Source organism: Microbispora sp. NBRC 16548 (assembly GCF_030268985.1).
Taxonomy (GTDB): Bacteria; Actinomycetota; Actinomycetes; order Streptosporangiales; family Streptosporangiaceae; genus Microbispora; species Microbispora catharanthi.
Genome location: NZ_BSSF01000001.1, coordinates 301,817 through 321,009 on the forward strand (window position 1 = coordinate 301,817; position 19,193 = coordinate 321,009).

A 19,193-nucleotide genomic window follows, 5' to 3' on the forward strand; every position below is an offset into this window, starting at 1 on the left:
CGTGCTGAGACGGCGGGTCAGCGGGACTTCACGCCGAGACGGGCGGCGCGGGCGGTCAGGTAGCCGCGCTCGGGCAGGCTGGCCGTGAGGCTCGCCGCCGCGCGGTAGTCCTCGACGGCCGCCGTGAGGTCGCCGGCCATCTCCAGCAGGTGCGCGCGTGCCGCGTGCAGGCGGTGGTGCCCCGTCAGCGGGCCGCCGGCCAGCGGTTCGAGCAGGGCCAGCCCGGCGGCGGGGCCGTGCACCATGGCGGCGGCGACGGCGCGGTTGAGGGAGACCATCGGGTTGGGCGACATGCGCTCCAGCAGGCCGTACAACGCGAGGATCTGCGGCCAGTCGGTCTCCTCGGCGGTCGCCGCCTCGTCGTGCACCGCGGCGATCGCCGCCTGGATCTGGTAAGGCCCGGCGGCGCCCCGGTGCAGGGCGGCCGTGAGCAGCGCCGTGCCCTCGGCGATCGCCTCGCGGTCCCACAGGCCGCGGTCCTGCTCCGCCAGCGGGACGGGGACGCCGCCCGGACCGGTCCTGGCGGGCCGCCGGGCGTCGGTCAGCAGCATCAGCGCGAGCAGCCCGGCCGCCTCACAGTCACCGTGCGGGAAACCGTGCAGCAGGCGGTGCAGCGTCCTGGCCAGCCGGATCGCCTCGCGGGACAACTCGACGCGGTGCAGGCCGAGGCCGCCGCTGGCGGCGTACCCCTCGTTGAAGATGAGGTAGAGCACGTGTAGCACGGCGGCGAGCCGCGCGGAGCGCTCCTCCGGCTCCGGCATGCGGAACGGCACCCCCGACGCCCTGATGCGCTGCTTCGCCCGGCTGATCCGCTGCGCCATCGTCGCCTCGGGCACCATGAAGGCTCTGCCGATCTCGGCCGTGGTCAGCCCGCCGACGGCGCGCAGCGTCAGGGCGATGGCGGACGCCGGCGTCAGCGCGGGGTGACAGCTCAGGAACAGCATGACGAGCGTGTCGTCCCCGTCCGCCTCGTGCGCCAGGTCGGCTGCCGGGGAGGTCCAATGGTCGGCGGGAGCCCGCGCGGCCACCAGTTCCTCGCGGCGGCGGCGTGCCTGCTCGCCCCGCACCTGCTCGATCATCCGCCGGTGGGCGACCTGGACCAGCCAGCCCTTCGGGTTGTCCGGCACGCCCTCGGCGGGCCACTGGGCGAGGGCGTCGAGCAGCGCCTCCTGGACCGCGTCCTCGGCCGCGTCGAAGTCGCCGAACCTGCGGGTGAGCACGCCGACGACCTGCGGCGCCAGCGGGCGCAGCAGGTCGTCGGCGTGCGGGTGCGGAGCGTTCACAGTTCCTGAGGCGGAGCCGCCATCACCTGACGCACCTCGATGGGCATGTTGAGCGGCTCGCCGTTCAGGCCGGGCGCCGCCGAGATGTGGCCCGCCAGCTCGTACGCACGCTCGGGCCCCTCGCAGTCGATGATCCAGTAACCGACCAGGAACTCCTTCGTCTCGGGGAACGGGCCGTCGGTGACGACGGGGACGCCGCCCTCGCCGGCCCGCACGATCCGCGCCTGGTCGGGCATCGCCAGCCCCTGGGCGTCCACGAACTCGCCGGCCTCGACGAGCCCGCGGTTCACGTCGTGCATGAACTCGATGTGCGCCTTGATGTCCTCCGGCGACCAGGTGTCCATCGAGGAGATGCCGCTCAGCGGGCCGAACTGCATCAGCAGCATGTACTTCATGTCGCGCTCCTCCTGCCGCCCGCCCCTCGTGGGCGCGCTCACCCCTGGGTAGAAGCCGGCTCCCCGATTCTCGACATCCTGCCGGAGAAATCTCAGAGATTTCCTCCAGCCGATTTCAGGGACACGACTCAGAGGGACACGGTCACCTCGGCGTCTCCGGGCTCGTCCAGTGTGAACGTGACGGACCGGCCGCCGGCCGTGATCTCGTACTCGCCGAGGAAGCCGTCGAAGCGGACGCGGCCGTCCGCGTCGGTGACCATCGTCGTCGGAGGCAGCCACCACTCGCCCTTGACGAGCGAGCGCAGCGCGTCGTACGACGGCTTGGGGGTGCCGTCGGCACGGACGAAGCCGCCCGGCGCGCCGAGCCAGCCGCCGTCCGACAGGCCCCAGTACGTCATGGCCTCCACGGCAGGGTGGGACAGCAGGGTCTTGTAGTGGCGCACGACCTCGTCGGCCTGGCGGGCCTCGCCCTCGGGCGTGGTCGGCCACTCGGGGATCTGGTAGTCGTTCAGGTCGACGATCTCCTCCGGCATGATGTGGCCGGAGACGATCGTCGTCTCGGTGAAGTGGATGGGCAGGCCGTACCGCGCGAAGCGGTCGATCGTGGCGAGCGTCTTCTCCTCGCCCCAGTAACCCTGGTGCATGTGGCTCTGCAGGCCGAGCACGTCGATCTTTATGCCCGCCTCCAGCACACCCTCGATCAGGCACTCGTACGCCGCGGACATGTCGAAGTCGTTGAGCAGCAGCGTGGCGTGGGGATTGGCCTCGCGGGCCGCGTCGAAGACCATCCGGACCATCGGGATCCGGCCCATCTCCCGGCAGATCCGGGTGATGCCGTTGTCGTACTTGTCGAAGATCGGCATGATCACGGCCTCGTTGATGACGTCCCACATGTCGATCACGCCCGCGAAGTCGGTCATGTCGCGCCGGATGCGGTCCACCTGGGCCTTGGCGATCTCGGCGTTCGACAGGTCCATCAGCCAGTCGGCGGTCTCGGTGTGCCAGGCGAGCGGGTGCCCCTTGACCGGGACGCCCCGGTCGGCGAACCACCGCGCCGTGGTGAGCAGCCGCTCGGTGTCCGGGCGGCCCCGGACCGGCTCGAACTGCCCCCAGTAGAAGGGCAGCGTGGCGAAGTTGAACAGGTCGAACCACAGGTCGGCGACCTGCTGGGACCCGGCCGCGGGAGCCTCGCCGAGCGACCGCCGCTCGCCGGTGTCGGTCGCGGTCTCGCCGTTGGCCAGCGGGATGAAATCGAACCCGATGCAGCCGAACAGGAACTTGTGCCTGCGCTGCGCGACGACCACCTCCTGATCGGCGAGGGGCGCGCCGTTCGCGGTCACGGTGAGCGTGGCGCCGGCGGTGCGGTGCTTCCTGATCAGCGGGTCGGGGTCGACGGCGCCGGAGCTGGAAGCAGGGTGGGACGACATCGAGCGGCCTCCAGGGATGCTCAAAGCGGAGAAGTCCCCTCCGGGAGCCTCCTCGCCCCCGCCGGAGAGGTCTGTGATCCCGAGCACGTTAACGCTCTTGACACTCGAAAGCACACAGACCTCTCCATCGATGCGATCAACGGCTGAAGTAGCGCGTTCAGTGGATGAAGCGGGCGGCGGGCTCGCCGCGCAGCCGTCCCTCGGGCAGCCGGCGGCCGCACAGGACCAGCACCAGATCCTGCGCGGCGCCGGACAGCGGGGTGCCCGTTCCGAGCGACCAGTCGACGTCGTCGGCGCGCAGTTCGACGCCGTCCAGGTCGACGCCGAAATACTTGCGGCTCCGTGGGGACAGCGCGTTGCCGAGCAGGACGCGCAGCCGGTCGCCGGGAACCCGCCGGTCGATCCCGAGCGCCACGGTGATGTCCATGCCGTGGATCACGTCGTGCGACAGCGCCCCCGCGTAGCCGCCGCCCGGAGGGCGCCAGGGATGCTCGGCGTTGTCCCGCAGGCACGCGGTCAGCTCTCGCGGGCCGAGCGCCGCCGCGTCCCGGCGGGCGAGCCGGTCGGCCAGCCGGTCGAAGTTTCCCCGGGCCCTGACGAGACCGGCCAGCACGCTCAGCCCGGAGTGCCGGTAGGGCATCGTCATGTGGGCCACCACCTCCCGCACCCGCCACCCCGCGCACAGCGAGGGCGCGTCCCACGAGTGCGGCGGCAGCTCGCTCAGCAGGTCCGCCAGTTCGCGGCGTTCCGCCGCGATCTGCTGCCGGATATCGGTGTCCATTCGTTCGTCGCCCCTCCGGTCGTGTCCGTCCGTACGCCCACCCGACGAACGGACGCGGCCCGGATGGACACCCTCCGCGTCAGCAGGGAAGAGCACAGGGGAAGCCGGGGCGATCGCTACCGGACCTGACGCCGAAGCGTCAGCCGAGGGCGGCGAGCCGACGGGCGAGGTAGCGGCGCTCCGCGTCGGTGGCGGCCAGGCCGGCCGCCTCCCGGTAGGCGTCGGCGGCCTCGGCCGTACGGCCCAGGCGGCGCAGCAGGTCGGCGCGGGCGGCGGGCAGCAGGTGATAGCCGGCCAGGGCGCCCGTCTCCCGCAGGGCGTCGACCAGCGCCAGGCCCGCGGCCGGGCCGTGCGCCATGCCGACCGCCACCGCGCGGTTCAGCTCCACGACGGGCGAGGGGACCAGCCGGGCGAGTCGCGCGTACAGTACGGCGATCTGCGCCCAGTCGGTGTCCTCCGGGCGGGCGGCGGTGGCGTGGCAGGCGGCGATGGCGGCCTGCACCTGGTAGGGGCCGGGCCGCCCCCGCCGCAGCGTGCCGTCGAGCAGGGCCACGCCCTCGGCGATCCGGCCGGCGTCCCACCGGCCGCGGTCCTGGTCCTCCAGCACCACCAGGTCGCCGGCCCCGTCGAGGCGGGCGGCGCGGCGCGCGTGGTGCAGCAGCATCAGCGAGAGCAGGCCCGCCGCCTCCGGCTCGTCCGGCATCAGCCGCACCAGCACCCGGGCCAGCCGGATCGCCTCGGACGCGAGGTCGTGCCGTACGAGGTCGGCGCCGGCCGTCGCCGAGTAGCCCTCGTTGAACAGCAGGTACAGCACGGCGAGCACCGCGGGGAGGCGCTCGGGCAGCAGGTGAGGGGGCGGCACGCGGTAGGGGATGCCCGCGTGCCTGATCTTCTGCTTGGCCCGGGTCAGCCGCTTGGCCATCGCCTGCTCGCCGACCAGGAACGCGCGCGCGATCTCGGCCGTGGTGAGCCCGGCGAGGGTGCGCAGGGTCAGCGCCACCCTGGCCTCCATCGCGAGCGCCGGATGGCAGCAGGTGAAAATCAGCCGCAACCGGTCGTCCGGCACGCCTGGCTCGTCGCCGGCGTCGTCGTCATCCATCCTGAGCACGCCCGCCACCTCCCGTAGCTTGGCGGCGCCTGTGGCCTCGCGGCGCAGCAGGTCCACGGCCCGGTTGCGTGCGGCGGTGGTCAGCCACGCCCCGGGCCGGCGCGGCACGCCGTCGCGCCGCCAGGTCCGTAGGGCCTGGGCGAAGGCGTCCTGCGCGCACTCCTCGGCCAGGTCCCAGTCGCCGGTCCAGCGGATGAGGGTGGCCACGACCTGCCCCCACTCCTCCCGGAAGGCCCGGTCGACGGCGGTTTCGACCGAGGGCGTCATAGATCTATGAGCGGCCGGATCTCGATCGTGCCGTACGCCGCGGCGGGATGGGCGGCGGCGATCTCGATGGCCTCGTCCAGGTCGGCGCACTCGATCAGACAGAATCCGCCGAGTTGCTCCTTGGTCTCGGCGAACGGCCCGTCCGACAGCAGCACCTCGCCCTCGCGCACCCGCAGCGTGGTGGCGTCGCTCGGCGGGCGCAGCCCGGCGCCTCCCCGGAGCACGCCGCGCTCCGCCATCTTCTCCGACCACCCGCCGCACCCGTCGTCGGCGTGCTCCGCCGCCGACTCGTCGCCGCAGATCAGCAGCACGTACTTCATGCGTCCTCCCTCAGGCCGGTATCCCATCATGTCCGTACGACGAACGGGGACGGCCGGAATGGACACCTCTGTACGGGGAACCGGGCGGCGGGACGGGTCGTTGGCAGCGGTGAACGACCCGCGACCAAGGGAGTGATCGGTGTTCCGCAAGCTGATGGCCGCGCTCGGGGCCGGCGTCGAGGTCGACACGGTGCTGCGCGACCCGCACGTCCGCCCGGGGGAGACCCTGTACGGCGAGGTCCGCTTCAGGGGCGGATCGTCCGACCACAAGGTGGACGGGATCACCGTCGACTTCACCGCCGTCGTGGAGGTCGAGCACGGCGACCAGGAACACCACGCGACCTACAGTTTCCTGCGGGCGCCGGTGTCCGGGCCGTTCGACCTGCGCGCGGGGGAGGCCCGCACGCTGCCGTTCGCGATCCCGGTGCCGTGGGAGACGCCGGTCAGCGCGGTCGGCGGGCGCCCGCTGCCCGGCATGCGGCTCGGCGTGGCCACCGAGCTGGCGCTCGCGGGCGCGCTCGACAAGGGCGACCTCGACTCGCTGTACGTCAACCCCCTGCCCGCGCAGGACCACCTGCTGGGGGCGCTCGTCCACATGGGCTTCCACTTCAAGCGGGCCGATCTGGAGCGCGGCACGCTCCGGGGCTCGACCATGCCGTTCTTCCAGGAGATCGAGTATCACGCCGGTCCGGAGTGGCGGCGCCACTTCAACGAGCTGGAGCTGACCTTCATCGCGGGACCGCACTCGATGGACGTGATCCTGGAGGCGGACAAGCGGGGCGGCTTCCTCACCTCCAGCCACGACGTCTACAACCGCTTCCGCGTCGGGTACGGCGACAACCCCGGCAGGGTGGAGCAGGCGCTGCGCGACGGCCTCGCCGCGATGGCCCGGCACCGCGGCTGGTTCTGACCTCGATCGGGACAAGTCCGGACTCGTCCCGTCCACGGCCGAGGGCGCGAAGCCCGGCGCCTGCGGCACCTTCTGCCGCTACGACCCCGCCCGCGCACGCGTCTACCTCGCCCGGGCGAAGGCGAAGGGGTTCCGCACACCGGCGAGCATCTCGCTCTACTACAACGCCGACAGCGCGCATGGGGACTGGGTCAAGGCGGTCGCCGCGAGCGTCGACAAGGTCTTCAGAGGCGAGGTGAAGATCGTCCCCAAGACGGTGAAGACGAACGACGCCTTCCAGCGAGCGGTCGACAAGGGCACCCTCCAGGGGATGTTCCGGATGGGCCGGCAGCTCGACTACCCCCCACATCCAGAACGTGCTCGGCCCGCAGTTCGCCTCCGGCGCGACGTTCAACTACGGGCTGTACCGCAATTCACGGTTCGACGCGCTGCTCCGCGCGGCCGACCGGGAGGTGTCGCGGGCCAAGGCGATCGGGCTCTACCGCAGGGCCGAGGCGATGCTGGTCCGGGACATGCCGGCGATCCCGCTGTGGTTCTACCGGGACACGTCCGGGTATTCGCGCAGGATCGCGGCGCCAAGGCTGACGCCGTTCGGCTGGCTCGACCCGGTCTCGGTGCGGCCAGCCTGAGACCTTCACGGTTCACGGTACGCGGTGATCTAGCCTGGCGGGCATGGACGAGTTCTGGCGGCTGGCCGAGTGCTGCCACGCACCGGTCTACTTCGCGCCCGAGGCGAAGGAGGTCTACGCCGACGCGGGCCTCAAGGGCTTCTGGATGGGGTATTTCGCCTCCAGGTCCGCCGCGCTCGGCCCGGTCTCCCCGCAGGTCGTGACTGCCGCGTTCTACAACTTCGCCCCGTCGATGGTCGCCCGGGCGATCCCCGACGCCTGGCGGTTCTGCCCACCGGAGGAGGTGCTGGCGGCCCGTCTGGAGGTGGCCGGCCTGTGTCTGCGCCGTCTGCTCGGCGACCTCGCCGATCACCCGGACGTGCGGGAGGCGGCGGGCCTGGCCGGGGCCGCGATGGATGCGTGCCCCGCCGCCGGGCGGGTGCTGTTCGCGGCGCACGCCGCCGTGCCGACGCCCGGCGAGCCGCTCGCGGCGCTGTGGCACGCGCTCACCGCGTTGCGCGAGTTCCGCGGCGACGGGCACGTGGCCGCCCTGGTCACCGCGGGGGTGGACGGCTGCGAGGCCAACGTCGTCGCGTCGGCGCTCGGGCTCGTGCCGCCCGAGCAGCGGGCCTACCGGGGGTGGACCGAGGAGGAGTGGCGGGCCGCGGCCGACCGGCTGCGCGAGCGCGGCGTCCTCGACCGCGAGGGAGCCGTGACCGAGAAGGGCCGGCGCGAGCGCGACGCCGTCGAGGCCGCCACCGAACATCTCGCCCGGGCGCCGATGGACGCCCTGGGCGAGGCGGGCACGGCCCGGCTCGCGCACCTCCTGCGCCCGCTCGTCACCCGGATCATCGACGGGGGAGGGGTGCCCTTCCCCAACGCGATGGCCATGCCCCGCCCCTGAGCCGCCACGCTCTCGAACGGCCGTGCTGTGAACGCCGTCGGTCCGCGGCGCCGCGGGCCTCGTGCGGAGTCAGCCGTGGCTGTGCCGGACGAGACCGGGCGAAGAACGGCCGGCCGGAGGATGGTCGTGCCGGTGGCCGTCGAGGACGGCGTGGTGGTCCACGCCGTCGTGGGGCAGCGGGTCGGCGTGCACGATGGCGGCCGTCAGCCGGGGGATGGCGTGGATCAGGTTGTGCTCGGCCTCGGCCGCGACCCGATGGGCCTCGACGACCGTGGCCGCCGGGTCGACGACGACCTCGCACTCGGCCCTGAGCCGGTGGCCGATCCAGCGCAGCCGCACCTGGCCCAGGCCGAGCACGCCGGGGGTGCCCCGCAGCGTCGCCTCGGCACGGTCCACGAGAGCGGGATCGACGGCGTCCATCAGCCGCCGGTACACCTCCCGCGCCGCCTGCCGCAGCACCATCAGGATCGCGACCGTGATGAGCAGGCCGACGGCGGGGTCGGCCCAGGTCCAGCCCAGGGCCGCCCCTCCGGCTCCGGCCAGCACGGCCAGTGAGGTGAAACCGTCGGCGCGGGCGTGCAGCCCGTCGGCGACGAGGGCCGCCGAGCCGATCTCACGCCCGACGCGGATGCGATGGCGGGCGACCAGCTCGTTCCCGGCGAAGCCTGCGAGCGCCGCCGCCGCGACGGCCCCCAGGTGGGAGACCTCTCGGGGCTCCAGGAGCCGCCCGATCGCGGCGTACGCCGCGGCGATCGAGGATGCGGCGATCGTCACGACGATGACCACGCCGGCCAGGTCCTCGGCCCGTCCGTAGCCGTAGGTGTAGCGGCGGTTGGGCGGACGGCGGCCGAGCAGGAAGGCGATCCCGAGCGGCACGGCGGTCAGGGCGTCGGCCGCGTTGTGCAGGGTGTCGCCCAGCAGCGCCACCGACCCCGACAGGGCCACCACCGCCGCCTGGACCAGCGTGGTCGCGCCGAGACCGGCGAGCGACACCCACAGCGCGCGCATCCCCCGGGTGGACGACTCCATCGCCGGGTCGACCTTGTCGGCGGGCTCGTGCGAGTGCGGGCGCAGCAGGTGCGCCACCCGCGCGCGGAACGTCGTCACACCGCGTTCATGCCCGTGCCCGTGCCCGTGGCCGTGCCCGTGGCCGTGCCCGTGGCCGTGCCCGTGGCCGTGCCCGTGGCCGTGCCCGTGGCCGTGCCCGTGGCCGTGCCCGTGGCCGTGCCCGTGGGCGGCCTGTCGCTGCCTCATGGCACCCACGATGCCGTGGAAAATCCGCCGCAGCATCTCGACAAGAGCAGTCGCGGCGCAGTTGCGAACGCCCCGCACCTGCCCCGTTCACCGGCAACCCGCCTGCGGGCGCTCCGGCGTCAGGCCGGCGCGTCGCCGGTGCGGCCGGCGTCCCCCGCGACCGCACGGATCTCGCGCAGGAGCGCCTCGCTGCCGCTCACGAGATGGGGCAGGCCGAGCCGCCGGTGCGCGTCCCGCCCGGCCTCCGCGTGCGCCAGGGCGGCCGGAACGTCGCCGGCCCGGTGCAGGAGCCGGGCGACCACGTCGTGAAGCGTTCCCCACGACAGGCAGCCCGTGCCCATGGTCATGAGCTCGCCGGCGATCGGCCGCAGCTCGCCGAGCAGCTCGTGCGGGTCGGGCCGGCCGAGTTCGGCGGCGACCAGGGCCCACTGCCAGGCGACGAACTGCCACGTCCAGTCGCGTGGCCGCACGGCGCCCCAGCGGTCGATCAGTCGATGGGCCAGCTCGCGGTCGCCCGCCTTCAGCGCGGCGAGGACGGCCGTGGGCCGCGCGATCATATTGGAATCGTCGGCCGCGGCCTCGACCAGGTCCGTCAGCAGTGGGCTGGGCCGTCCCTGGCACCAGTCGGCGTAGAACGCGTAGATCAGCTTGAGGACGTCCGGCCCCCACAGACTGGTGCGGCGGAAGCTGCCGGTGCCGATGACCGCCTGCCGGTCCATCTCCGCCCAGTCGCCCGCCAGCATCGCCCGCCCGGCCGCGGCGTACGCGACCTGCGTCTCGATCTCCGGCATCCGCACTTCGGCGGTGAGCCGCAGGCAGCGGGCCAGCTCGGCGTCGTAGTCGGCGAGCATGCCCGCCTTCAGGAACTTGGGCATGCGGTGCAGGCGGGCGACGATCTCGGTGGCCCTGGGCAGGCCGGGGAGTCCCAGCATCTCCTCGGCCGCCCGGTAACGCTCCTCCTCGTGCTCGGGCGTCCAGGCCGCGATGACGAAGTTGTTCAGCGTGCGGGCCAGCAGCAGGGGGTCGCCGGTGCGCCGGGCCAGTTCCACGGCCTCCAGGGCGTGGCGGCGGCCCTCCTCGCGCCGGTCGCCGTAGTACAGCTCGACGCCGAGCGTGCCGAGCAGCTCCGCACGGGTGCGCACGGCGTCCGGGCCGAGCCGGGAGAGCTGGTCCTCCAGCACGGTCACCATGCGCTGGTCCACCACGCCGTACGAGCGCCAGTTCCACAGGGTGACGCCGCCGAAGACGGTGGCCGCCTCGATGACGGCGGCGTGGTCGCCGATGCCGGTCGCGAGCGTCACTGCCTCGTCCAGCGCGCCGCGCGCCCCCTCCACATCGCCGGTCACCCGACGGGCCTTGCCGAGGCCGATCAGCAGGGCGCAGCGGGTGGCCGCGGGCCCGGCGGCGCACGCGTCGAGGGCCTGCTCCCAATAGAGGACGGCCTCGTCGTAGGCGAGCCGGGCCGTCGCCTGCCCGGCCGCCTCCATGGCGTACGAGACGGCCTTGTCCGCGTAGCCGACCCGGGCGGCGAGCCCGAAGTGGTGGGCCAGCGCGGGCAGTCGCGACGCGGCCTCACCCCACCGCAGGGTCTCGATGGCCTCGCCCACCCGGCCGTGGAGCTGGGCTCGCTGCCTGCGGCTTAGCCCGGAGTACAGCGCCTCCTGCACCAGTGCGTGGGAGAAGCGGTAGTCCCAGCCGCCGTCCACCTCGACCAGCAGCCCGGTCGCGACGGCCGGTTCGAGCAGCATCATCACCCGGGCGCCGCCGACCCCGGTCGCGGTCTCCAGCACGTCGGCGTCCACGTCCCTGCCGATCACGGCGGCCGCCCGCAGCAGGGTCTGGGAGTCCTCCGGCAGCCGCGACACCCGCTGGTTGATCACGTCGCGCACGCCGTCGGGCACCGCCAGGGCGAGCACGTCCGCCACGCCCACCCGGCCGTCGGGATGGGTGCTGGTCAGCAGGCGCAGCAGTTCGCCCAGGAAGAACGGATTGCCGCCGGTCCTGTCGTGCAGCGCGGAGGCGAGCACCGGCCCGGGGCCGGCCCATCCCGCCTCGCGCAGGTAGTCGGCGATCTGCTCGGGGGTGAGCGGAGCGACGGTCATCCGTTCGGTGCCGCGCTGGCGGGTCAGCTCGCCGAGCGCCTCGGTCAGCGCCTGCCTGTCCACCGCCGGCTCGGGCCGTACGGTGGCCAGGACCAGGAGCGGGACGCGGTGCAGGTCGGCGCCGAGGAAGGTGAGCAGCTTCAGCGAGGCGGCGTCGGCCCAGTGCAGGTCCTCCACCACGATCAGCACCGGGGCGGCGCAGGCCCGCCGCGTGAGCGCCCGCGCCACGCTGTCGTGCAGCAGGAACCGGGCGGTGTCGGGGTCGGCCGTGTCCGTACGGTCGCCGTCCGAGAGGCGGTGGGCGAGCCTGGCGAGGTCGCCGCCCGCCTCCCCGGCCTCGCCGGTTCCCGGAGCCCGGCCGGTCGCCGGAGCCCTGTCCACAGCGAGAGCCTGGGCCGTTCCCGGAGCCTGTGTTCCCGGCGCAGGGGCCGCGCCCAGGGCGTTGAGCGCCTGGATCCAGGGCCAGAACGCGGGGGCGCCGCTGCCCTCGACGCACCTGCTCCAGGCGACCGCCGCCCCGCGCTCGGCCGCCATGCTCGCGGCGGCCTCCGCCAGGCGGGTCTTGCCGATGCCGGACTCCCCGCTCACCAGAAACACCCCGCCCACGCCCCGGTGCAGGTCGTCGAGCCGCTCGGCGATCCGGCGCAGGTGCGGCTCCCGCCCCACCAGTCCCGGCACGGCCGCGTCCCCGGCGTTCTCGTTCCCGGCGTTCCCGTCCCCGGTGTTCTCGTCCGCTGCGCCGCCCCGCACGCCCGCGCCCGTGCCTTCCCGCGCGCCTGGGGCCGGCTCCGGCGGCACGGCGGCCACGGGAGCCCACATGCCCGCCAGGGACTCGTCCTGGGCGAGGATGGCCTGCTCCAGCCGCCGCAGTTCGGGACTCGGGTCGAGGCCCAGTTCGTCGCCGAGCAGCGTGCGGCAACGCTGGTAGGCGGCCAGCGCCTCGGCCTGCCTGCGCTCCCGGTAGAGGGCCCGCATGAGCAGCGCCCACAGGCCCTCGCGGTAGGGGTCCTGTTCGAGCAGGCGCTCGACCTCGACCGTCACCTCGGCCGCCCGTCCGAGCGCGAGCAACGCCTCGGCGCGTACGGTCAGCGCGTGCAGGCGGGTCTCGCTCAGGCGGGCGACGGTCGACCGGGCGAACGGCTCGTCGGCCAGGTCGGCCAGCGGCTCGCCCCGCCACAGCGCCAGCGCCGGGCCCAGGATCCGCTCGGCCTCCTCAGGACGGCCCGCGGCCAACGCGGCGTGCGCGGCCTCGGTCGCCCGGCCGAACCGCTCGGCGTCGACCTGGTCCGGCTCGATGTCCAGCAGGTAGCCGGGCTCCCGCGTACGCAGGACCCGGGCCGGGGAGCGCGGGCTGCGCCGGGGTTCGAGCGTCCTGCGCAGATGGGAGATGTACGCCTGGAGCGTTCCCGTGGCGCTGGAGGGCGGCTCGTCCCGCCACAGCCGGTCGATGAGCTGGTCGAGCGGCACGACATGGGGCGCGTTCAGCAACAGCAGCGCCAGCACGGCCCGCTGCTTGCGAGGCCCGAGGTCGAGGATCGTCCCCGTGCCGTCGGCGACCTCCAGCGTGCCGAGGAGGCGGAAGTCCAGAGCGGGGCCCTGGCGGCCGTCCAGGCCCGGGCGTGGCGCCGGTAGCCGCGCGCCGTCGATGCTCGTGCGCATCACAACTCCCGAGAGAGCCAGGCGGCCCAGGGCCGGATTTCTGGCTCATCATACCCGTATGTCCGCTCGTTCTCGCGGGAGAGACCGCGCTCCGTGTCGTCCCTGAAACCGGCGTTCTCCAGTAGGGCGCGCAGGCCGTCGTCCCCCGCCCCGGGAAGGAACCACACGGCCCGTACGCCGTCCGCGCGCAACTCCATCAGCAGGTCGTCGAGCAGGCGGCGGCCCAGCCCCCGGCCGCGGTGCGGCACGGCCACGGTGAGCGCGTGCAGCAGGGCCCACTCCGGGACGTGCCGGGGCGCCCCGGTCTCCAGCAGCGCGGCGGCGAGCGGGGCGGCGCCGGCGGGCCGGCCGAGGTCGGTCAGCACGTAGAGCCGGCACCGGGCGGCCGGCGCCTCGCGCAGGACGTGTTCCAGCGCCGGTCCGATGATCCGGGCTCCCGGCGCGCCCGCGTGCGCCGGCACCTCGCGCAGCAGCAGTGTTCCCGGTGACGTTCCCGGCGACGCGGCGTACCGCGGCCGGCGCTTCTTCGACGGCGACGACATCGCCCCAGCGTGCGCGGGCTGTCTTGGACACTCCTAGTACGTCTCTAGGAACCCTTTTAAACGCCCCGCCGAACCCCGGCCCGGAAGGTGCAAGAGAACACCAAGACCCGGCTGCGACAACTGTCCCCGTCACAGACGACGACATCCGAAGGACGGACATGCACAGCACCATCGAAGACGCGCTGCGGGGACAGGTCGCCGGCCGGGTCCTGCTTCCGGGACAGGACGGGTTCGAGGAGGAGGCCGCCGGGTTCAACCTCGCCGTGCGCCACCGGCCCGCCGTGATCGTCGCGGCGCGGGACGCCGGTGACGTGGCCGCGGCCGTACGGCTCGCCGCCGCGCACGGGCTGCCCGTGGCCGTGCAGTCGACCGGCCATGGCGCCGTGCAGGCGGCCGACGGCGCGGTTCTGGTCAGCACCCGTGCGATGCGGGAGGTCGTGGTGGACCCCTCCGCCCGCACCGCCACGATCGCGGCCGGCTGCACGTGGGGTGAGGTCGTCACCGCCGCGGCGCCGTACGGCCTGGCCCCGCTGTGCGGCTCGGCGACCGGCGTCGGCGTGGTCGGCTTCACGCTCGGCGGCGGCATCGGGCCGATCGCGCGGACCTTCGGGTTCGCGGCCGACCACGTGCGGGAGCTCACCGTCGTCACCGGGGACGGCGTGGTGCGCAGCGCCGACGCGGTCCGCGAGCCCGACCTGTTCTGGGCGCTGCGCGGCGGCAAGGCCGGATTCGGCGTCGTCACCTCGATCACCGTGGACCTGCTGCCGCTCACCGGCCTGTACGGCGGCGGCCTGTTCTACGCCGCCGAGGACGCCGGGCGGGTCCTGCACGCCTACCGGAGCTGGGCCGGCACGCTGCCGGAGACCACCACCACCTCGGTCGCGCTGCTGCGCCTGCCCCCGCTGCCCGAGCTGCCGCCGCAGCTCAGCGGCAGGTTCGTTGTCCACCTGCGGGTCGCCCACGTGGGGGACGGGCAGGAGGCCGAGGCGCTGCTGGCCCCCATGCGGGCCGTGGCCGAGCCGGTGCTCGACGCCGTCGGGCCCCTGCCGTACGCGGCGATCGACTCCATCCACCAGGACCCGACCCAGCCCATGCCGGTGGCGGAGCGGGGCGCGCTGCTGCGTGAGCTGACGGCGGAGACCGTCGAGGCGCTGCTCGCGGTCGCCGGCCCGGCCGCGCGGGTTCCGCTGGCCGTGGTCGAGCTCCGTCAGCTCGGCGGCGCGCTCGCCCGTCAGCCCAAGGAGCCCAACGCCGTGGGCGGGCGCGACGCCGCCTTCACGCTGCTCGCCATCGGCGCGCCGGTGCCCGAGCTGATGGACACGGCCGTCCCCGCGGCCGTACGGGCCGTGATCGACACCCTCGCGCCCTGGTCGACCGGCGGCGCGCTGATCAACTTCCAGGGCGGCGCCCTGGCCCCCGAGCAGATCTCCCGGGCCTGGCCGGAGGAGACGCTGCGGCGGCTGGCGAAGCTGCGCGAGCTCTACGACCCGGCGAACCTGTTCCGCTTCGGCCACGTCGTCCCCCGCCAGGGCTGAGCATGGTCCTGTGAAGGATGCTCGTGTGCTCGGTGTCGACGCCTGCAGGGCGGGCTGGATCGGGGTGGTCCCGTCCGCCGGCCCCGGGGACGGGGGTGCGGCGCGCGCCTACTTCGCACCCCGCGTCGCGGACCTGGTCGCCCTGGCGGACGCGGACGGCGAGGTCGCCGTCGTGGCGGTGGACATGCCGATCGGCCTGCCCGATCCATACCCCGACTCCGACGACCCTCAGGGCCGGACCCGCCGCCGGGCCGACGTGCTGGCGCGCGCGGAGCTCGGCCCCCGGTGGCGGTCGGTGTTCATGACCCCGGTGCGCGCCGCGCTGGAGGCGGACGACTACGCCTCGGCCGTGGCCGTCAACCGCCGCCTGGCCGGCGAGGGCGTCTCTCGCCAGGCGTTCGGGCTCAAGGAGAAGCTGCTGGAGGTCGAGCGCTGGGTGCGGGAGGCCGGCAGGCGCGTCGTGGAGGTCCACCCCGAGCTGAGCTTCGCCCGGCTCGCCGGGGCGCCTCTGCCGCACCCGAAGACGACGTGGGCGGGCGCGGAGCGGCGGCGTGAACTGCTGGCGGCGGCGGGCGTCGTGCTCGCGGGCGACCTCGGCAGGGCCGGGGCGATGGCGGGGGTGGACGACGTGCTCGACGCGGGCGCCGCCGCCTGGACGGCCCTGCGGGTGGTGTCCGGGGAGGCGCGCCCCCTGCCCGATCCTCCCGAGGTCTTCTCCGACGGCATCCCTTGCGCCATCTGGGCCTGACGGCCGTGCCACCCGGAGCCCGCACGGCCAAGGCCGTACGCCGCGTCCCGGGGGTGCGGCGTACGGCCGGGGAGATTTCAGGCGAGGTGCTCGGCGAGCCGGTCGAAGAACTGGAGCCAGCCCGCCTTCGCGGCCTCGGCGTGCGCCTCGTCGGTGTTGTAGCCCTCCTGCCTGAAGCTCATCTCCGTGCGGTCCCCGAGGTCGGTGAGCGTGACGGTCGCGACCGAGGCCACGGCGCCCTCCTGGTTGTCCGGGTCGCCGGTGGTGAACACCAGCCGCTCGGGCGCCGCGATCTCCCGGTAGACCCCGCCGAGAGGGGCCTTGGCGCCCTCCGGCGACACGAGGCACGCGCTCCACTCGCCGCCGGGCCGCAGGTCCATGGTGATCAGCGAGACCGGAGTGGTGAAGCCGCGCGGGCCGAACCACTCACTGAAGCGCTCCGGCTCGGTCCACGCCTCGAAGACGGCCTCGCGGGGAGCGTCGAGGACGCGGGTGATGGTGTATTCGAGGTCGGGGGTGTTCGTCATCGTCAGGCCCTTCGTGGTCAGGAGTTCGGACGTGCGTTCTCGCGGGGAGGGTCAGGGGAAGAGCCGGGAGAGCCAGGACCGCCACGCGGCCTCGACGTGCTCCTGGTCGGCGTCCTCGGCGAAGACGTGGTGCCCGAGGACCACCACGTTGCCCCGCTCCGGCCCGGAGTGGATGAACCGGTAGAGCCCGTCGGCGGTCCGCACGCCGAGGAAGGTCGGGAAGCCGGTGTAGTCGACCACCCCGTCCTCCGGCGCCAGCCCGTCCACCGCGAGCCGCACGGGGTCGCCCAGCCGAACCGTGGCCGGCAGGCCCAGCGCGTCCTTGATCGCTGCCCAGGCCGGCGCGTTCTCGGCCGCCTGGGGGCGTACGGCGGACACGACCGTGGCCGGGCGCCCGCGGAAGTACGTGAGGTACTGCGCGAGCTTGTGCAGGTACATGTCCCAGCCGACGCCCATCGCCTCGAACTCGGTCTCCCAGTCGTCGCCGAGGAAGCCGTGCTGGACCAGGCGCAGGACCGTGCTGCCGTGGTCGCGTCCCTCGATGAGGTACTCGAACGCCATGAACGTGCCGTCGGGGTTCTCGTCACCGCGGTACGCGAACCGTTTGCCGGGCTCGTACCCGGTCACGGTGGTGCCCTCGCTGTTGCCGAACATGGTGAACCGGCCGCGGCCGCCCTCGACGGGCTCGATCTCGGTGCGTCCCATGAACCAGGAGTCGATGCCGGGGCCGGTGGCGATCGCGTCCCAGACCTGCTCGGGGGTCGCGTCCAGCTCGATTTCCTTGCGCAGTTCGAACTCGTGGGGCACGCTTCAGCGCTCCTGTATGTCGGCCGTCCGGGGGACGGCGGGATGGACGGCGACGACCAGACGGTGCTCGCGCCCGCCTTCGGCCGAATCGTCGTGGTATTTGCTCACGAGCGCGGCCACGGCGGCCGACAGCTCCTCGGCGAACGCGGCCCGGTCGGCGGCCGAGGCGAAGCGCACCCGGCCGTCGATGGCGAACGTCGCGAGCTTCTTGCGTGCCTGGGACGCTCCGACGATCAGCGTGCCCACGTCGCGTACGAGCTGGGCGGCGAGCGCCAGCAGCCACCGCGCCGACAGCCGGTCGGGTGCGCGTGACGGATCGGGCGCGACCGACGCCAGCGCGGCGGGAGAGATCACGAACGAGGCCGCCGTCGCCCGCATGACCCGCTCGTTGACGTTGCCCTTGCGGCGCTCCTCGACCAGCTCCACGAGGCCGTGCCGCTCCAGGGTCTTGAGATGGTAGTTCACCTTCTGCCTCGGCAGCCCCACCTTGGCCGCCAGCATGGTCGCCGAGCTGGGCTCCGTGAGCTCGGCGAGCAACCGCGCCCGCATCGGATCCAGGGAGGCCTCCGCCGCCGCCGGATCCTCGATCACCGCCACGTCTTTCATGCCTCAAGGATGGCCTCCGACAAACTATTTTGTCAAGGCAAAGAGAGATGTCGGTGTTGAACCCGCACTGGTGCGGTCCTTCACCTCCGCATCGGCGATTCACTCGAAGTAGGCGAATCAGGAGGGTTCGTATGGGCAGGCACAGGAACGAAATGACTGCCGTCGAGGCGCTGACCGTGGCGCTCACCACGGTCGGCACCTTTCAGGGTTACGTGCAGCATGCCGACGCCAAGGTCGCTACCGTCACCACCGTGCACCTCGGGGCAGCGGCCGTGGCGGCCACACAGATGGGGGCGCTGGCCGGCCTGCGAGCACCGGAAGCGCCTATCGCACTGGGCGTGGTCGCCGTTGTTCTGGTCACGCTCTATGTCGCGGGGTTCCTCGTCGCCGGCTATCACCTCGTCCAGGGCCTGCGTCCTCGCCTGGGCGGACCTGGCGGGCCGAACAGGTTCGGCCTGGCCGGTCCTCGAAGTGGATCGTCGCGGGTGAGCGTCGTGCAGCAGGAACGGGAGGCATGGCTCCTTGTGAGCACGCTGGCCGAACTGAGCCGTGAGAAGCACCGCAGAGTGGGACGAGCGCTGCCGTGGACGGCCCTCATGCTCGTCTCCACCCTGCTGTGGCTTGCGCTGGGAGCGCTCTACGGCTGACCGAAGCCGCTCGGCAGCAGCGGGTCTGGGTCGAGGGGCGGCACCGCCAATCCGAGCGCGGTCATCGCGCTCCGCAGAGCGCTCTCACTGCCGACGATGAGTTCGTAAACGTCGCCCTGCCGATGAGAGCTCACCAGCTTGTCGAGTTTGTCGATGAAGTGGGCGGCGGTGTCCTCGCCCTTGTCGAGCATCTCCGCAATGATCGCCGCCTTGGCTTGGGGCTGCTCGGCCAGTCTCACGGCGTACCTCGTCAGGTCGCTCCTGCGGGCCCCGGCCAGGAAACGCTCCCAGGCGAGGCGCACCTCCTCGGCGGTCTCCGCGCGGCGCTTCGCCTCCGCGACCTCGCAGTCGACCTGATAGAGGCGGCGTGCGCGGTCTCGGAGCAACTGGCGCACCTCTTCACAGGGCCTTACCTCGGCCCGTGCCGTCCACCGCAGGATCACACGCCTGTCATGTCGCGACAGCCGGCTGAGGAAATCGTCGAGGACGCTGTTCACCTCACGTTCGGCGTCCTCGGATTGGTACGGCGAGTGCCTCCGCGCGATCGCACGAGTCTCGGCGCGAACGCGTCCCTGGACGTGGTCGCGCTCGGCCGCGTCGGGACCTGCCTGCCAGCGCCGGCCCACAGCGGACCACGCGAGGGAGACCGTGACGTCGAAGTCGAAGACGTCTCCTCGCGCCGGGGCGGTGAACGAGAGCTCGTTCACATCCTCCGCCGTCTCCTCACCAGTTGTGGGCATGCTGTAACGGATGAGCCACATGA

19 protein-coding genes are annotated in these 19,193 nt (G+C 73.4%); 6 read left to right on the plus strand and 13 right to left on the minus strand.

What is annotated here, in order from left to right; genetic code table 11:
- Positions 1–17: 17 nt before the first annotated feature.
- The 6 genes from QSK36_RS01400 to QSK36_RS01425 form a co-directional block, all read right to left on the minus strand.
- Positions 18–1,283 carry an RNA polymerase sigma factor gene (locus QSK36_RS01400; RefSeq protein WP_285781048.1) on the minus strand — a complete coding sequence of 422 codons (1,266 nt, stop codon included), beginning with the start codon at positions 1,281–1,283 and terminating at the stop codon, positions 18–20.
- Positions 1,280–1,678, minus strand: coding sequence for a YciI family protein (locus QSK36_RS01405; RefSeq protein WP_183536056.1), 399 nt, complete (start codon positions 1,676–1,678; stop codon positions 1,280–1,282). Before QSK36_RS01405 ends, QSK36_RS01400 begins: the two co-directional genes overlap by 4 nt.
- Positions 1,679–1,806: 128 nt before the next feature.
- Positions 1,807–3,192: an endo-1,4-beta-xylanase gene (locus QSK36_RS01410; RefSeq protein ID WP_285781049.1), complete on the minus strand. Its 1,386-nt coding sequence runs from the start codon at positions 3,190–3,192 to the stop codon at positions 1,807–1,809.
- Positions 3,193–3,262: 70 nt separating this feature from the next.
- On the minus strand, positions 3,263–3,886 hold the full coding sequence (locus QSK36_RS01415) for a maleylpyruvate isomerase family mycothiol-dependent enzyme (protein WP_285781050.1): 624 nt from the start codon (positions 3,884–3,886) through the stop codon (positions 3,263–3,265).
- A gap of 139 nt (positions 3,887–4,025) precedes the next feature.
- A complete protein-coding gene (locus QSK36_RS01420; protein WP_285781051.1) occupies positions 4,026–5,261 on the minus strand; it encodes an RNA polymerase sigma factor in 1,236 nt (411 codons plus the stop codon).
- Positions 5,258–5,581 carry a YciI family protein gene (locus QSK36_RS01425; RefSeq protein WP_183536061.1) on the minus strand — a complete coding sequence of 108 codons (324 nt, stop codon included), beginning with the start codon at positions 5,579–5,581 and terminating at the stop codon, positions 5,258–5,260. The genes QSK36_RS01420 and QSK36_RS01425 overlap by 4 nt, the downstream gene beginning before the upstream one ends.
- A 139-nt stretch (positions 5,582–5,720) precedes the next feature.
- On the opposite strand from QSK36_RS01425, the gene QSK36_RS01430 reads away from it, so the two are divergent.
- From QSK36_RS01430 to QSK36_RS01440, 3 genes are all read left to right on the plus strand, one after another.
- Positions 5,721–6,491, plus strand: a complete 771-nt coding sequence (locus QSK36_RS01430; RefSeq protein ID WP_285781052.1) for a sporulation protein — start codon at positions 5,721–5,723, stop codon at positions 6,489–6,491.
- Between the two features lie 356 nt (positions 6,492–6,847).
- Positions 6,848–7,120, plus strand: coding sequence for a hypothetical protein (locus QSK36_RS01435; RefSeq protein WP_285781053.1), 273 nt, complete (start codon positions 6,848–6,850; stop codon positions 7,118–7,120).
- Positions 7,121–7,163: 43 nt separating this feature from the next.
- Complete coding sequence (locus QSK36_RS01440; protein ID WP_285781054.1) at positions 7,164–8,003, plus strand: SCO6745 family protein; 840 nt, start codon at positions 7,164–7,166, stop codon at positions 8,001–8,003.
- 69 nt (positions 8,004–8,072) lie between these two features.
- Here the strand turns inward: QSK36_RS01440 and QSK36_RS01445 are convergent, their stop codons facing one another.
- The 3 genes from QSK36_RS01445 to QSK36_RS01455 form a co-directional block, all read right to left on the minus strand.
- Positions 8,073–9,257, minus strand: a complete 1,185-nt coding sequence (locus tag QSK36_RS01445) for a cation diffusion facilitator family transporter (RefSeq protein ID WP_285781055.1) — start codon at positions 9,255–9,257, stop codon at positions 8,073–8,075.
- Between the two features lie 119 nt (positions 9,258–9,376).
- Positions 9,377–13,018, minus strand: coding sequence for an ATP-binding protein (locus tag QSK36_RS01450; protein ID WP_285781056.1), 3,642 nt, complete (start codon positions 13,016–13,018; stop codon positions 9,377–9,379).
- Complete coding sequence (locus QSK36_RS01455) at positions 13,018–13,560, minus strand: GNAT family N-acetyltransferase (protein ID WP_285781057.1); 543 nt, start codon at positions 13,558–13,560, stop codon at positions 13,018–13,020. The genes QSK36_RS01450 and QSK36_RS01455 overlap by 1 nt, the downstream gene beginning before the upstream one ends.
- A gap of 158 nt (positions 13,561–13,718) precedes the next feature.
- On the opposite strand from QSK36_RS01455, the gene QSK36_RS01460 reads away from it, so the two are divergent.
- Complete coding sequence (locus tag QSK36_RS01460; protein WP_285781058.1) at positions 13,719–15,095, plus strand: FAD-binding oxidoreductase; 1,377 nt, start codon at positions 13,719–13,721, stop codon at positions 15,093–15,095.
- Between the two features lie 10 nt (positions 15,096–15,105).
- The gene (locus QSK36_RS01465; protein ID WP_285781059.1) at positions 15,106–15,843 is read left to right on the plus strand and encodes a DUF429 domain-containing protein; all 738 of its coding nucleotides are present in this window, start codon (positions 15,106–15,108) and stop codon (positions 15,841–15,843) included.
- Positions 15,844–15,920: 77 nt separating this feature from the next.
- Here the strand turns inward: QSK36_RS01465 and QSK36_RS01470 are convergent, their stop codons facing one another.
- From QSK36_RS01470 to QSK36_RS01480, 3 genes are read right to left on the minus strand one after another with little or no spacing between them, the layout of a single operon-like run.
- Entirely contained in the window at positions 15,921–16,370 is a 450-nt protein-coding gene (locus tag QSK36_RS01470) for an SRPBCC family protein (protein ID WP_183536072.1), read from the minus strand.
- 51 nt (positions 16,371–16,421) lie between these two features.
- Positions 16,422–17,177 (minus strand): SRPBCC family protein, encoded by a 756-nt coding sequence (locus QSK36_RS01475; protein WP_285781060.1) that lies wholly within the window; start codon positions 17,175–17,177, stop codon positions 16,422–16,424.
- 3 nt (positions 17,178–17,180) lie between these two features.
- Positions 17,181–17,783, minus strand: a complete 603-nt coding sequence (locus QSK36_RS01480; protein WP_182901503.1) for an ArsR/SmtB family transcription factor — start codon at positions 17,781–17,783, stop codon at positions 17,181–17,183.
- Positions 17,784–17,935: 152 nt separating this feature from the next.
- Here QSK36_RS01480 and QSK36_RS01485 point away from each other — a divergent pair, with 152 nt between their 5' ends.
- Positions 17,936–18,430: a Pycsar system effector family protein gene (locus QSK36_RS01485; RefSeq protein ID WP_285781061.1), complete on the plus strand. Its 495-nt coding sequence runs from the start codon at positions 17,936–17,938 to the stop codon at positions 18,428–18,430.
- Here QSK36_RS01485 and QSK36_RS01490 read toward each other — a convergent pair.
- Positions 18,421–19,191 carry a hypothetical protein gene (locus QSK36_RS01490; protein WP_285781062.1) on the minus strand — a complete coding sequence of 257 codons (771 nt, stop codon included), beginning with the start codon at positions 19,189–19,191 and terminating at the stop codon, positions 18,421–18,423. The two genes, QSK36_RS01485 and QSK36_RS01490, sit on opposite strands and share 10 nt — an antisense overlap.
- Positions 19,192–19,193 lie beyond the last annotated feature (2 nt).